Origin of the sequence: Blastochloris sulfoviridis, from assembly GCF_008630065.1 — a bacterium.
In the GTDB taxonomy this organism is placed as follows: Bacteria; Pseudomonadota; Alphaproteobacteria; order Rhizobiales; family Xanthobacteraceae; genus Blastochloris; species Blastochloris sulfoviridis.
Genome location: NZ_VWPL01000001.1, coordinates 1 through 15,915, shown reverse-complemented (window position 1 = coordinate 15,915; position 15,915 = coordinate 1). Strand labels below are relative to the sequence as shown.

5 protein-coding genes are annotated in these 15,915 nt (G+C 65.3%); 2 read left to right on the top strand and 3 right to left on the bottom strand.

Going from position 1 to position 15,915, the window contains the following annotated elements:
• Positions 1–86: 86 nt before the first annotated feature.
• The 3 genes from F1193_RS00025 to F1193_RS00015 form a co-directional block, all read right to left on the bottom strand.
• Positions 87–2,060 (bottom strand): HlyD family type I secretion periplasmic adaptor subunit, encoded by a 1,974-nt coding sequence (locus F1193_RS00025; RefSeq protein WP_150095630.1) that lies wholly within the window; start codon positions 2,058–2,060, stop codon positions 87–89.
• A 19-nt stretch (positions 2,061–2,079) separates the two neighbouring features.
• Complete coding sequence (locus F1193_RS00020) at positions 2,080–4,242, bottom strand: type I secretion system permease/ATPase (RefSeq protein WP_281287221.1); 2,163 nt, start codon at positions 4,240–4,242, stop codon at positions 2,080–2,082.
• A gap of 107 nt (positions 4,243–4,349) precedes the next feature.
• Positions 4,350–5,696: a glycoside hydrolase family 191 protein gene (locus F1193_RS00015; RefSeq protein ID WP_150095629.1), complete on the bottom strand. Its 1,347-nt coding sequence runs from the start codon at positions 5,694–5,696 to the stop codon at positions 4,350–4,352.
• Positions 5,697–7,027: 1,331 nt separating this feature from the next.
• On the opposite strand from F1193_RS00015, the gene F1193_RS00010 reads away from it, so the two are divergent.
• Both F1193_RS00010 and F1193_RS00005 read left to right on the top strand, forming a co-directional pair.
• Positions 7,028–8,446, top strand: a complete 1,419-nt coding sequence (locus tag F1193_RS00010; protein WP_150095628.1) for a polysaccharide biosynthesis/export family protein — start codon at positions 7,028–7,030, stop codon at positions 8,444–8,446.
• A 250-nt stretch (positions 8,447–8,696) separates the two neighbouring features.
• A partial coding sequence (locus F1193_RS00005) for an Ig-like domain-containing protein (RefSeq protein WP_150095627.1) occupies positions 8,697–15,915 on the top strand: 7,219 nt, incomplete at its 3' end.

Genomic DNA, 15,915 nt, shown 5'->3' with positions numbered 1-15,915 from the left:
TCGCGAAATCGCTGATTTCCTGAAAGAAAACCCGCATTCCAGGCCCGCCGCCATCGCCGGCCGCAGTCGAAGTGCGGCACCGGCGCTCAGCGTTCGCGCAGGCTCTCCTGCTTGTAGCGAACCAGCGGCGACAGCAGGTAGCTGATGATCCGGCGCGAGCCTGTCTTGACCTCGGCGGTGATCGCCATGCCCGGTGAGAGGCTGACGCGCTTGTCGCCGAGGTCCATCTCGGTCCGGTCGAGGGAGATGTGGGCGGCGTAGGCCAGTTCCTGTCCCTTGGGCTCGCTGCTGGGCTCGCCGCTCGCCGCATCGCCGCGGTCGTGGCCCCGCTCGCGCGTGATGGAATCCTGCGAGATCGACAGGATCTGGCCATGCAGCAGCCCGTAGCGGGTGAAGTTGAAGGCGTCGACCTTGATCGCCACCTCCTGGCCGACCTCGACGAAGCCGATATCCCGGTTTGAGATCATGGCCTCGATCTCAAGCCGGCTTTCCGCCGGCACGATCAGCATCAGGGTCTGCGCCGGCGTCACCACGCCGCCAATGGTGTGAACGGCGAGCTGCTGCACCTTGCCGTCGACCGGCGCGGTGAGCTTCTGCAGGCTGGTGCGCTGCTCGGCCTTGATGATCTCCTGCGTGAGCCCAGCCATGCGCTGCTCGGCTTTCGCGAACTCGTCGAACAGGCTGCGCTCGTATTCCGCCACGGCGCGGTTGCGCGTCTCGATCAGCGAGGCGATGGCGGCTTCCGCTTCGCCGTAGCGGCTCTCCTGCACCAGGATCTCCTGGCGCTGGCCGATCAGCTCCTGCATTTCGGAGAGATAGACGATCTTCGAGCCCAGCTCCTTCTGGAACAGGTGTTCGCGAATCTCGACGCGCTGCTGCAGCGGCGTCATGGTCGCCTTGAGCTTGTCGATCGACGCGCGGATCGTGGCGCGCTCGGCCTCCTTCTGCGCCACCTGCCGGTCGAGGGCGGCCATCTTGGCCCTCTGCTCGGTGACCTGGCTGAGCAGGAAGCGGCGCTGCATCTGCACGAGCTCGGCCGGCGCGGTTGCGGGCGGCGCGAACGCCGCCACCGGGTCGTCGCCGCCGTTCAGCGCCGCCTGAAGGCGCGCAACCTCCAGGCGCGCCGCCATGAGGTCGGCCCCCAGGCGCCCCAGCTCGGCCGCGTTCATCGTCGGGTCGAGCTCGATCAGCACGTCGCCGGCCTTCACGCTCTGGCCGTCGCTGACATGAATCGCCCGCACGATTCCGGTCTCGAACGGCTGGATCGTCTTGGTGCGTCCGCTCGGGATGATCTTGCCCTGGGCGACCGCGACGATATCGACGGTGCCGGCGGTGGACCAGACCAGCGCCACGACGATGATGGCGATCAGGCTGAAGATGATGCCGCGGCCGATCGGCGAGGGCGGCGTCTCGACGATCTCCAGCGCCGCCGGCAGGAAGGCCAGTTCCTCGGCCGTGCGGCGGGCGGGCGAGCGCGGCCTCGTCGCCACGGCGTTCTGCAGCTTGCGGGCGCGGTCGGCGAAATCGATGATGATGCCGCTCGCGGCATTCGCGCCGCGCTGCGCCGCCTCCCGCGCCGCCCCGGGATTGGCGAGGGAGCGGATGCGACCGGCAAGGGCGCGGGCGAGGCGCATCGGCGCGGCGATGGCGGCGCCGGCCCAGCGCCGCAGGCGGGCGTCGGCCGCGCTGCGCGCCGTGATCAGGACGATCTGCCCGCTCCAGGCCGCCTCGAATTCGTCCCGCGTCATCAGCACCGGCCGCGTGGCGCCCGGCGCCACGACGATCGCCCTGTCATCCACCACCCGGCCGACGAGCAGGAAGCCGCCATCCGTCAGCGCCGCAATGGCAGGCAGGGGCGCGCCCAGGAGCTGTTTCCAGCCCATCCTGGCGGCGCGGGCCTTGAGGCCGTGCGCGCGGGCGAAGCGCAGCATGGCCGGCACGTCCACCACGCCAGCGGAATGCGCCAGCGCGTCGAAATCGGCAGGGATGTTGCGCAGGCGAAACAGCATGCCGAGAACGAGCAGTCCCGGATCGTTCGCGGCGTGCGGCTTCGTCTTCATGTCGCCCTCGGCGTTGCCCTCACATCACCTCGTGCAGCCCGGCCTGCAGCCGGTACAGCGTCGCATAGCGGCCGCCGGCCTTGACCATCAGCTCATGGTGCGTGCCGTCCTCGACCAGCCGCCCACGCTCGATGGTGATGATGCGGTCGGCATGCCGCAGCGCCGACAGGCGGTGGGCGATGATGAACACCGTCCGCCCTTCGGCGATTTGCGCCATGTTCTGCTGGATGATGCTCTCGCTCTCATAGTCCAGCGCGCTCGTCGCTTCATCGAAGATGAGAATGCGCGGATCGGTGATCAGCGCGCGGGCGATGGCAATTCGCTGGCGCTGGCCGCCGGACAGGCTGCTGCCGCGCTCGCCGACGATGGTGTCGTAGCCCTGCTGAAGCTGCATGATGAAGTCGTGCGCGCCCGCCAGCGTCGCAGCCGCGATGACCTGCCCGGTCGGCAGCGCCGGGTCGGCGAGCGCGATGTTGTCGCGCACCGTGCGATTGAACAGCACATTGTCCTGCAGCACCACGCCGATCTGGCGGCGCAGCCAGGCGGGATCGACCTGCGCCACGTCGATTCCATCCACCAGCACCCGGCCGGTTTCGGGCACGTAGAGCCGCTGGACAAGCTTGGCGAGCGTGCTCTTTCCCGACCCCGAGCGCCCGACGACGCCGATCACCTGACCTGCGGGAACGTGCAAATTGATGTCGTGCAGGATCTCCGGTCCGTCGATGCGATAGCGGAAGGTGACGTTCTCGAAACTGACATCGCCGCGAATCATCGGCAGAGTCATGCGTCCGGGGCTGTAGAGCGGCTCGGGCGCGGTGTTCAGGATGTCGCCGAGGCGGGCGATGGACAGCCGCGCCTGGTGGAAGTCCTGCCAGATTTGCGCGAGCCGCAGCACCGGCGCGCTGACCCGCCCGGCCAGCAGGTTGAACGCCACCAGCTCGCCGACCGTGAGCCGGCCCTCGATGACGAGTTGCGCGCCGAGATAGAGCAGGGCGGCGGTGACCAGCTTGCTGACGAGCTGGACGCTCTCGCTGGCGGTGTTGCCGAGGCTGAGCACCTTGAAGCTCGCGGTGACATAGGCCGCAAGCTGTTCCTCCCAGCGCTGCTGCATCTGCGGCTCGACCGCCATCGCCTTGAGCGTCTCGACCCCGGTGACGCTCTCGACCAGGAACGCCTGGTTCTCGGCGCCGCGGGCGAACTTCTCGTCGAGACGCTGCTGGAACAGCGGCGTCGCCGCCGCCGAGATGCCGACATAGATGGGAATCGACGCCAGCACGACCGCGGTCAGCAACGGCGAATAGACGAACATCACCGCGATGAACACGAAGGTGAAGAACAGGTCGATGACCAGCGTCAGCCCGGAGCTGGTAAGAAAGTTCCGGATGTTCTCCAGCTCGCGGACGCGCGCCACCGAATCGCCGACGCGACGCGCCTGGAAATATGCGATGGGCAGCGCCAGCAGATGCCGGAACAGCCGTGCCCCAAGCTCCACGTCGATTCGATTGGTGGTGTGCGCGAACAGATAGGTGCGCAGGATGCCGAGCACCGTCTCGAACACGGCGATGGCGACGAGTCCCATCACCAGCACATCGAGCGTTCGCATGCTCTGGTGCACCAGCACCTTGTCGATCACCACCTGGAAGAACAGTGGCGACACCAGCGCCAGGAGCTGGAGGAAGAACGAGGCGATCAGCACCTCGCCCAGCAGGAACCGATATTTGTGTACGGCGCCGAAGAACCAGGTGATGTCGAAGCGGCGGGTCAGGTCGGTGAGCGAGCTGCGCTTGGTCATCAGCACGAGCTGGCCGCTCCAGACCCGCTCCAGCTCCTCGCGCGTCAGCATCGCCGGCCGTGCGCGGTCCGGCGCCTGCACCAGGATCTCGCTCTCGCCCACCTTGCCGAGCAGAAGGAAGCCGCCGTCGTGCAACAGGGCGACGGCCGGCAGCGGCGTCTTCGCCAGACGGCTCCAATTGCTGCGGACCGCCCGCGCCTTCAGCCCGAACTGCTGCGCGCCGCGGATCATTTCGGCGACGCCGATCGGCCGGCCGCCGAACTGATGGCGGACCTGCTCGGGATCGACCCCGAACCCGTGGAACCCGAGCATCATGACCAGCGCGATGAGGCCGGGATCGTGGGCGAACCCGGGTTCGGACGAGCAGGCCACTTCGTTGCTGTCAATCACTGCGACGCGCCTCGTCCTCCGGATCCGGCGGGAGGCGGTGCGGCCGGCGGGGCCGCACCGTCAAAATCCCCGCCGGCGATCGCCGCGGCGGCGATGCCTCCGGCGTGTCACCTGTGCTGCGACTGGGTAATCTGGATCAGGCTCTCTGAGGCCCGGTCCTGCGACGCGGTCCTGCTTTGGAAGGCGCCTGCCGTGTCGAAGCTCGACGCCGCGTACTGGTTCAGCAAAGCGAGGCGCGAGTGGCTGGTGCCGGCGCGGGCTGCCGACGTGGTGTCCGATGACGTGGCGTCCGACGAATAGCCCAGCGTGGTGGGGGTGCCGAGCAGGCGGCGGCTGGTGCCGGAGGAGGTGCGGGTGCTGTCGCCGGCGGACGTGGCGGACGCACTGCTCCGCGACGATCCGAGGGAGGTTCGCCGCGTGGAGAAGCCGCCTCCGGACGACGACGTGCCGGAGTCCGTGTCGGTGACCGAATTGGTGTTGCGCCGGCCGAAGCTCGTGGAACCGGAGCCGGTGCGGCGCCCGGAGTTGGAGCCGCTGGTGCCGGTGCCCGAGCCGGCATCGGTCGAGCCGCCGTCCGAGCCGGAATCGGTGGAGCCGGGGCTTGTGGTCACGGTGCCGCCGGTGCCCGTGCCGGTCGAGCTGCCGGTGCTGCCGCCAGACGTGGTGACCGGGTTGTCGACCAAATTGATGCCATCGAGCTCGAGCTCGGCGACGTAGCTTCCGATTCCGGCGGCAGCCGCCTTGGCGTGAACGTCGGCAACCTTGGTCGCGTTGCCCGCGACATATTCGACGGCGATGACCGGTTTGCCGGCGTTGATCGCGTTCTTCAGCAGGTTGAGCGAGTACTGCGTCTCCGCAGCGGCGATTTTGCTGCTTCCGTCGAAGTCGTAGAACAGATTTTCCTTCAGCATGCCGTCGATGGCGTTGACGTAGGTCTTGTCCGTCAGCAGGCCTTCCCCGCCATTGACCCAGACCTGGAAGTTGGGGTTCAGGCTTTTCGCATAGGCCGACAGCTCTTTGACGAGAGACTTCATCGCCCCGGCAGCATCGCCGCCCGGAGCATTCTTCTTTGCCCAGGCCATCTCGTATTCGTCGATGACGTCGAAATAGACGCCATCGTAGCCAGCCTGGACCATACGAGCGATTTCGGCCTTCGCGATGCTCTTCCACTCCGACGACCAATAAGCGACCTGATAATTGCCGGCCCAGTCGGGATCGACGGGGCCCAACACCGACTTCGGCAGAGACTTGAAATAGGTGCGGTAATTTTCCGCCTCGCCAAGACAGAAATAGCCAAGAACGGAGCCGGCGCCGGCCGTCATCGTCGCGACGTTTGTCTTGGAAAAAGCAACGCCATTGTCGTTGTATGTTTCAACGACCTTCACATCAAACGGTGCAGATGCCACCTCGGACGGTACGACACCTTGAAGAACGTACATCCCTGTCACTGCCATAACGGAGGCTCCCTCAAAGAATGGCGATCAATCGTCGCGAAGGCGTAGGGCAAAATTATTTTCGTATAATGTCAAAAGTGTGCCATTGATTGTCTAAAATAACAAAACCTCCAGACTGTACACCAATAAATAATGTAATAGTAGACATACGTTAACTTTATTAACCATAATGTATTTCGAGATATTTTGTTAAATGAGCGTGGCGTTCCGGCGCGCCGCCATCTGATCAGCCTTCTCAGCAACGCCTCGAATTGGAAACGGCATTCGCGAGTCAAGAGTAAGTCACGGTCGGGTGTCGTGAACTAACTGGAAGTCAACGGGAAATCGATGCGCGCACAAGGCGTCAATGGGCGGGGCATCGCTGAGAATTACGTGCAATGATGCTTCCGCATGGTGAACGAGATCCTGGCAAAAATGAGAATGCGACGCCGCAAGCGGCCAATCGACATGATCGACGGGCTGCGGGCCGTAGAGGCAGCATCATTGATCTCGCAATAAGCTTCCGGACAACGATTCTTGAAGCCAAGCCCAGGGATAACGCCCCCCTCAGATGACGCCCAGGACGCCTAGTGAGATCGTGACCGCCAAGACGACGACTCCAGACACGCTGACTCCTGAAGACGGTGATTCCCGAAGGCGGTTATGTCTTGAAACGCTGATTCCCGGGCCGATCCTCAGTGCCGAACCGCCGGCGGGCAGGGCGCACCGCGAAGCGGGTCCACACCAGAAAATTGTCCACAACATAAGCGGTTAGATCGCACCGTGCCGCCAGTTGCCGTCTGACGGTATTTTTCTCCTCCGTCACATCAGGTCACGCCACTGCGTTGGCGCATCGAACCGGCCGCTCCGTCCGCACCACCTCCATCCGGGCCATCTCGAAGACGGACGGCCGCTCACTCCACCCGACGCAACCTCGCGCGCGGCATTCTCATCTCTGGCCCCCGCCTCAGGGAGCCAGCGACTCGCACGGAACCAACGACTCGACTGCGCACCCTGGCGCTGCGTCGACCCACCTGTGCCAGCATCGAATCTACGTCGATGACCAAAGGTAACTCAAGTGGCCATAGTCTGATCTAGGTCAGACTTTGCGAAGTTAACGCTGATTGCGATCGGTCGCCGCTGAAGCCTAAGTCTGATCCGGATCAGACATTAGGAATAGCCCGCGCATAGTCGGTTTGATACAATCGTTTCTTGTAGAACATTGTAAGTTAACGAAAAATTAACCATCGCGCTACGGCGCAATCAAGACATATCTGGCGAAAGCAAGTGAAGAACCTTCGTGTGAACCATGGGGGTTGGTCGCGGGCGTTCGAAGAAGAGGAGCCGGAATTATGCTCGAGTTCTATCCGCACAGGCTTTCGGGCAGGGGAGCGCTCGTTGGGAGCGCTGCGGCACTTGTAGTCTTCGTCGCCATTTTTGGCATTGGCGAGAGCGGAAAGGCACAGGAGTACAGTGCCGGCGCGGATGAACGTCCGACCTCGTCGATTCCCGTCTCCCGCTCGGGCGCTGATTCTCTCGGCGGTTCGACCGTGGTGATCGGCGACCGACTCAAGATCTCGTTCTTCGAGACGATGGACGTTCCCGCGAACGGGTCGCTCGATGCCGGCGCGCGGTCGGCCTTGCGCACATTCTATCAGCGCATGGATTTCTCCGGCGAGTACGCCGTCGAGGTCGACGGCTCCATCTCGTTCCCGCGACTCGGGCGATTCGTCGTTCAGGACCGGCGACTCGACGAGATCCAGCGCGATCTGGTGAAAGCGTTCTCGAAGGCCATGGGCCGGGGCGCCGATGTGAGCATCACCATTATCGAGCGGGCTCCGGTTTATGTGGTCGGGCCCCTTCGCAGCCCCGGCGCCTACAAGCACACGCCCGGAATGACGGCGCTTCAGGCCATCGCGCTTGCGGGCGGCCTCGACAAATTGGGTTTCATGGGCACGGACAGGGGCGACCGCGTCCAGGAGTTCGAGAAGCTTCGCAGGGCGGCGGACCAGTTGAAGCGGCTCCTCGCACGCCAAGCCGTGCTGGAAGCGGAGCGCGATGGCGGCGTGCCGCGCGCACCCGAGCAGCTTCTGTCGCTCGTCGGCGAGAATGATGCGCGGCTCGCATTGGCCGCCGAGATGGCATCGAGCCAGCTCGACCGCGTCAAGCATCAGCAGCGGGTGGAAGAGGCGGCGGCGGCCATCAAGTCCGTGCAGAACGAACTCGATACGCTTGCGCGCAAGTCGGTGCAGATCGAAAAGCAGAAGGAGCTTCGGCTCGAGCGGATCGATACCATCATGAAGCTCAAAGAGAGGGCGATGGTGTCGAGCAATACGCTCGTCACGCTGCGCACCGAGCTGTCGGATATCGAGGTTCGCTGGCAGGATCACCTGCTCGCGGTGCTGCACGCAAAGAGCCGCCTGGAGCAGGCCGAGCGTGCCAAGGCGGGCCTCGCTGCCGAGAGGACGGCTACGCTCACCAAGTCCATCGCCGAGGTGAAGCAGTCCATCGGCGACGTGCAGATCTCGGTGATGGCCTCTGCCGACATGCTCCCGGGCGTGCTGGACAAGGCCAAGCGGCTGGTGGCCATGACGTTTGGCAGCAAGCCGCCGAGCCACTCGATCGTCCGGCAGACGAAGGACGGCCCGAAGATGGTGCCCGCCACCGACACGTCGGTGCTGATGCCGGGCGACGTGCTGAAGGTCGGCGAAGACGAGGATGCGATCCTGCCAGAACAGCCGGTGGCGAATCTTTTGAAGCAAGGTTTCTAGAGCTTTCCCTTTTTCAGGTCGGATGGGGACGCGTCCCCATCCGAGGCCTGTCGCCGCCTGTCCACCAGCGGCGAATGGGTCACGAAGGGCACCACGCCCTCACGGCCGGATATTGCCCGAAGCCAGCCGTGTCCGAGACGCAAGACCAACGCTGCCGTGCCGCTCGGGCCGGCCAGTTTGAGACCGTGGTGGACATTCATTCCCGGAATGATCGCGAAACGATCACGTCGTTAATCTCGGAGGTTGAGTTATGTCCGGCACGGTCGGAAGCGTCACGCTCGATGGGGCTCTCTCGGATTGGACCCCGAGCGATCGGATCGACACCGGTAATGCGGTTGCGGACTACGAAGTCTACGGGAAGGTCGAGGCCGACAGCTACGTGTTCGCGATCAAGGCGTCCGCCGTCGACCAGAACGGTGACGCCATCACGATCGGCAACAACACCACCATCTGGCTCAACACCGATCAGGACAGCAGCACCGGCTATCAGATCTGGGGCAGCGCCGGCGGCGTTGAGTACAAGGTGGAACTCAGCGGGAGCACGCTGACGCTCTATTCGGTCGCCGCCGACGCATCAGGCAATGAGGTGGCCACCCTCATCCAGACTCTCGATTTCGGTCTGAGCGGCGACGGCACCACCATCGAGTTCGCAGTGCCCAAGACTGCGATCGGCAGCCCCGCCGCCCTCAATGCGCTGATCGACGTCAACAACGCGACGTTTCTACCGGGAAGCTACAACAACTCCTTCACCATCGTCGACACCGCCGACCTGCCGGTGGACGCCGGCACGACCACCAAGGTCGCGATCGTCTATTCGGAGACGACGGCGGCGAACTATTTCGGGTTGACCGGCGACGCTGCCGAGACGGCCTACACCCAGCTCTTCCTTGCCGCCCAGAACCAGGCGGCGATGGCCGGCATCCCCTTCGACGTGATCACCGAGGCCGACCTCAAGGACCTGTCGAAGCTGGTGAATTACGACGCCATTGTGTTCCCGTCGTTCGAGAACGTGAATTCGGCCGACGTCACGGCGATCACCAACACGCTGACGCTGCTGGCCGAGAATTACGACGTCAGCCTGATCGCCGCCGGCAACTTCATGACCAATGACGAGACCGGCGCGGCGCTACCCGATGCCTATGCGCGCATGGCGCAATTCTTCGATCTCGCGCCGGAGGCCTTCGGCTTCACGGGCACGACCGAGGTGACGGTCAGTTCGGCCGGCACCGGCTTCGACGGCGTCGGCGGCTACACCGCCGGTGAGGTGATCAACACCTATGCCAACAGCGCCGGCGTCGGCTGGCAGGCCTTCACGGATGCCACGCCGGGAACGACGACGCACTCCGTGATCGCCACGCAGACGGTGACGGGAACGGGCGCCGGAACCTATGACGCCATCGTCACCAGCACGGTCAATGGCGACCGCAACGTCCACTTCTCGACGACGGCGCTGCTCGGCGACAACAACCAGCTGTCGCAGGCGATCCAATACGCGGTCGAAGGGGCAAGCGGTCCCACCGTCGGGCTGCAGCTCACCCGCCAGGACTCGATCTTCGCCTCGCGGACCGACATGGACCAGTCGCAGTTCGCCGCTCAGGTGAACCCGACCGACGGCAGCGCCGGCATCTACGACAAGCTGATTCCCATCGTCGAGTCGTGGAAGGCCGCGTACAATTTCGTCAGTTCGTACTACATCAACATCGGCGACAATCAGGGGGAGAGTGGATACACGGATTGGACCATCTCGCTGCCCTACTACCAGCAGCTTCTGGCGCTGGGCGGCGAGATCGGCAGCCACTCGCTCACCCATCTCTTGAATCTCGATCCCGCCGAGGACACCCGAATCCTGACCGACGGCACGGGGCCCGGCACCTTCGAGTATGAGTTCGGCCAGTCGCGCGACGCCATCCTGCAGCACCTGACGACGCTCACCAGCATTGGTGCGGCGGTTCCGGGCGCGACCGAGTACGCCAGTACCGCCGAGCAGATCCTGCAGTACTACAGCTATCTGTCGGGCGGCTATTCGAGTAACGGCGCCGGCTATCCCGGTGCGTTCGGCTATCTGTCGGCCGCCGACGCCGAGGCGGGCAAGGTCTATCTCGCCCCGAACATGAAGTTCGACTTCACGCTCGTCGGATATCAACACTACACGCCCGAGGCCGCGCTCGCCGAGTGGATGAGCGAGTTCAACAGCCTGACCAGCCACGCCGAGGCGGCGGTCATCGTCTGGCCCTGGCACGACTATGGCCCGACGAACTGGGAGAATGGCGGCTACACCGAAGAGATGTTCACCCAGTTCATCGAGTACGTCTACAATTCCGGGGCGGAGTTCGTGACGCTCGCCGATCTGGCGAATCGCATCAAGACGTTCGAGCAGTCGAGCATTGCCTACTCGGTGTCGGGGGATACGATCACCGCGACCGTGACCTCCGCCGACGCTGGCAAGTTCGCGCTGGACCTCGACAATCTCAGCGGCAAGGTGATCGCGAGCGTCACCGGCTGGTACGCCTACGACAGTGACAGCGTGTTCACGCCGACGCTCGGCGGTGCCACGGCCACCTACACCATCAATCTCGGCACCGCCGCCGCCGACGTGACCCACATCACCGCGCTGCCGATGCGCGCGGACCTGGCCTCCGTCGTCGGCGACGGCGTCAACCTGTCCTTCTCGCTGGTCGGCGAGGGCAAGCTGACGGTCGATCTCGGCGGCACGGCGGGCCGGACGCTGAGCGTCAGCGGCGCGACGGTGGTGAGCCAGACCGGCGATATCCTGGTTCTGGATGTCGGCGCCAACGGCACGCACACGGTGAACATCATCCAGGATGCCGCGCCCACCATTACCTCGCTTGGCGGCGGCGACACCGGTGCGGCCAGCATTGCCGAGAACGGTACGGTGGTTGCGGCGCTCGTCGCGACCGACGCCGACCTGGGGCTGGCGCTGAACCCGCAGACGCTGACCTTCTCGATCGTCGGCGGCGAGGATGCAGGCCTGTTCGCCATCGACAACGGCAATCTGGTGTTCAAGAGCGCGCCCGACTACGAGGCGCTACCGGCGGATGCCGGCTTGACGCCCGGCTATCAGGTCACTGTCCAGGTGTCGGATGGCAAGGGCTTCGTCGACACGCAGGCCATCACGGTGAACGTGACCGACGTCAACGACGTGGCGCCGACCATCACCACGGCGGCGACACAGTCGGTGGCTGAGAACACGACCATTGTCGCGGCGCTGACCTCGACCGATATCGACACCGTCGGCACCAACCCGGCGACCTTCTCGATCACCGGCGGCGCCGACGCGGCGCTGTTCGAGATCGTTGGCGGCAATCTGGTGTTCAGGACGGCGCCGGACTACGAGACCGGCCCGCACAGCTATGAGGTGCAGCTCACGGCAACCGACGGCACGAACACCACCGTCCAGACGATCAGCGTCGCGGTGACCGACGTCAACGAGGCGCCGGTGATCACCATGGCGGCGACTCAGTCGGTGGCCGAGAACACGAGCGTCGTCGCGGCGCTTGCCGCCACCGATCCCGACCAGGGGCAGACGCTCACCTTCGCGCTCGCCGGTGGCGAGGACGCCGACCTGTTCGACATTCTCGACGGCAATCTGGTGTTCAAGGCGGCGCCGAACTTCGAGGCGCTGCCGGCGGCCGGCATCACGCCCGGCTATCAGGTCACCGTGCAGGTGTCGGACGGCCAGGGCGGCACCGACACCCAGGACATCACGGTGAACGTCACCGACGTCAACGAGGCGCCGACCCTCACCATGGCGGAAACTCAGTCGGTGGCCGAGAACACGACCGTCGTTGCGGCACTCGCTGCGACCGATCCCGACCAGGGGCAGACGCTCACCTTCGCGCTCGCCGGTGGCGAAGATGCCGACCTGTTCGACATTCTCGACGGCAATCTGGTGTTCAAGTCCGCGCCCAACTTCGAGGCGCTGCCGGCGGCCGGCACGACGCCGGGCTATCAGGTGGCGGTGCAGGTGTCCGATGGTCAGGGCGGCACCGACACGCGCACCATCACGGTGAACGTCACCGACGTCAACGAGGCGCCGACCCTCACCATGGCGGAAACGCAGTCGGTGGCCGAGAACACGAGCGTCGTCGCGGCGCTTGCCGCGACCGATCCCGACCTGGGGCAGACGCTCACCTTCGCGATCGCCGGTGGCGAGGACGCCGACCTGTTCGACATCGTCGACGGCAACCTGGCGTTCAAGACGGCGCCGAACTACGAGGCGCTGCCGGGTGCCGGCACGGCGCCCGGCTATCAGGTCACCGTGCAGGTGTCCGATGGTCAGGGCGGCACCGACACGCGCACCATCACGGTGAACGTCACCGACGTCAACGAGGCGCCGACCCTCACCATGGCGGAAACGCAGTCGGTGGCCGAGAACACGAGCGTCGTCGCGGCGCTTGCCGCGACCGATCCCGACCAGGGGCAGACGCTCACCTTCGCGATCGCCGGTGGCGAGGACGCCGACCTGTTCGACATCGTCGACGGCAACCTGGCGTTCAAGACGGCGCCGAACTACGAGGCGCTGCCGGGTGCCGGCACGGCGCCCGGCTATCAGGTCACCGTGCAGGTGTCCGATGGTCAGGGCGGCACCGACACGCGCACCATCACGGTGGACGTGACCGACGTCAACGAAGCGCCGGTCATCACCATGGCGGAAACGCAGTCGGTGGCCGAGAACACGAGCGTCGTCGCGGCGCTTGCCGCCACCGATCCCGACCAGGGGCAGACGCTAAGCTTCTCGATCGCCGGTGGCGAGGACGCCGACCTGTTCGACATCGTCGACGGCAATCTGGTGTTCAAGGCGGCGCCGAACTTCGAGGCGCTGCCGGCGGCCGGCACGACGCCCGGCTATCAGGTCACCGTGCAGGTGTCGGACGGCCAGGGCGGCACCGACACGCAGGACATCACGGTAGGCGTGACCGACCTCAACGACGTGGCGCCGACCATCACCACGGCGGCGGCGCAGTCGGTGGCCGAGAACACGACCTTCGTCGCGGCGCTCGCGTCGACCGATCCCGACACCGTGGGCACCAATCCCGCGACATTGTCGATCACCGGCGGCACCGACGCCGACCTGTTCCAGATCGTCGGCGGCAACCTGGTGTTCAAGACGGCACCGAACTACGAGACCGATCCGCACAGCTACGAGGTGCAGGTCACGGCGGATGACGGCGTGAACACCACGTCGCAGACGATCACCGTCGCTCTCACCGACGTCAACGAGCTGCCGACCCTCACCACGGCGGCGGCTCAGTCGGTGGCCGAGAACACGACCGTCGTTGCGGCACTCGCTGCGACCGATCCCGACCAGGGGCAGACGCTCACCTTCGCGCTCGCCGGTGGCGAAGATGCCGACCTGTTCCAGATCGTCGACGGCAACCTGGCGTTCAAGTCCGCGCCCAACTTCGAGGCGCTGCCGGGTGCCGGCACGACGCCCGGCTATCAGGTCACCGTGCAGGTGTCGGACGGCCAGGGCGGCACCGACACGCAGGACATCACGGTTGGCGTGACCGACCTCAACGACGTGGCGCCGACCATCACCACGGCGGCGGCGCAGTCGGTGGCCGAGAACAGGACGCTTGTCGCGGCGCTGACCTCGACCGATCCCGACACCGTGGGCACCAATCCCGCGACATTGTCGATCACCGGCGGCGCCGATGCCGACCTGTTCGAGATCGTCGACGGCAAGCTGGCGTTCAAGACGGCGCCGGACTTCGAGATTGATCCGCACAGCTATGTGGTCGAGGTCACGGCGAATGACGGTGTGAACACCACCACCAAGACGATCACCGTCGCCCTCATTGACATTAACGACAACGCACCGGTCATCGGCCCGAACGACCCGTCCGGCGACTTGGTGGTCGACGTGGCCGAGAACTCGACGGTCGTGGCGACGCTGTTGGCGTCCGACGCGGACACGGTCGACGACACGCCGGCAACCTTCTCGATCAATGGCGGCGCCGACGCGGCCCTGTTCGACATCGTCGACGGCAGCTTGGTGTTCAAGACGGCGCCGGACTACGAGACCCCCACCGACGCCGACCATGACAACGTCTATGTCGTCGAGGTGTCCGCCTCGGATGGCGTCAATGCGAGCGTCCGGACGCTCGCGGTCTCGGTGACGAACGTCGTTGGCGTCACGATCAACGGAACGTCGTCGGCCAATGTCATCAATGGCAAGACCCCGGTCGCCGGCCAGCCGATGCCGACGGACGAGGAAGACAAGATCAATGGCGGAAGCGGCAACGACTCGATCTTCGGCCTTGGCGGCGACGATATCCTGAATGGCGGCGCGGGCGCCGACACGATGATCGGCGGCACCGGCAGCGACATCTATATGGTCGACAGCGCCAAGGACGTGGTCGACGAGACCGGCGGCGATGGTACCGACCTGGTGCAGTCCTCGGTGACCTTCAGTCTGGCCGACGCTGTTCACGCCATCGGCGACATCGAGAACCTGACGCTGACCGGCAAGGCGAAGATCAACGGCACCGGCAATGCGCTCGACAACGAGATCACCGGCAACATCGGCAACAACGTGCTGGCCGGCCTCGGCGGCGCCGACCGTCTGGACGGCGGTCTCGGCATCGACACCGCGAGCTATGCGGCCTCGATGGTGGGCGTCAATGTCAGCCTGATGAATGGGACGGCCAGCGGCGGCGACGCCGAGGGCGACACCCTCGTCGGCATCGAATATCTCACCGGCTCGGCGTTCGACGACACGCTGGAAGGCGATGCGGGCAACAACTATCTCGTCGGCGGCCTCGGCACCGACACCGTCTCCTACGCCCATGCCACTGCCGGCGTGACGGTGACGCTTGCGTCGACAAAGTCGCAGAACACGATCGGCGCCGGCCGCGACACGCTCTCCGGCTTCGAGAACGTGACCGGCTCGGAATTCGATGACAAGCTGACGGGCAGCAAGGTTGCCAACGTGCTGACCGGCGGCGGCGGTGCCGACACCCTCAATGGCTGGGTCGGGGCCGACACGATGATCGGCGGCACCGGCAACGACATCTATGTGGTCGACAACGCCGGGGACGTAGTGGACGAGACCGGCGGCGATGGCACCGACCTGGTGCAGTCGTCGGTGGCGTTCAGCCTGTCGGACGGCGCGCATGCCATCGGCGACATCGAGAACCTGACGCTGACCGGCAAGGCGAGCGTCAGCGGCACCGGCAACGCCCTGGCCAACATCATCATCGGCAATGCCGGCGCCAACGTGCTGACCGGCCTTGGCGGCGACGATATCCTGAATGGCGGCGCGGGCGCCGACACGATGATCGGCGGCACCGGCAGCGACATCTATATGGTCGACAGCGCCAAGGACGTGGTCGACGAGACCGGCGGCGATGGTACCGACCTGGTGCAGTCCTCGGTGACCTTCAGTCTGGCCGACGCTGTTCACGCCATCGGCGACATCGAGAACCTGACGCTGACCGGCAAGGCGA

Coding starts and splice junctions, on each gene's coding strand:
- F1193_RS00025 (WP_150095630.1), bottom strand. CDS start 2,060: ATGAAGACGAAGCCGCACGCCGCGAACGATCCGGGACTGCTCGTTCTC.
- F1193_RS00015 (WP_150095629.1), bottom strand. CDS start 5,696: ATGGCAGTGACAGGGATGTACGTTCTTCAAGGTGTCGTACCGTCCGAG.
- F1193_RS00010 (WP_150095628.1), top strand. CDS start 7,028: ATGCTCGAGTTCTATCCGCACAGGCTTTCGGGCAGGGGAGCGCTCGTT.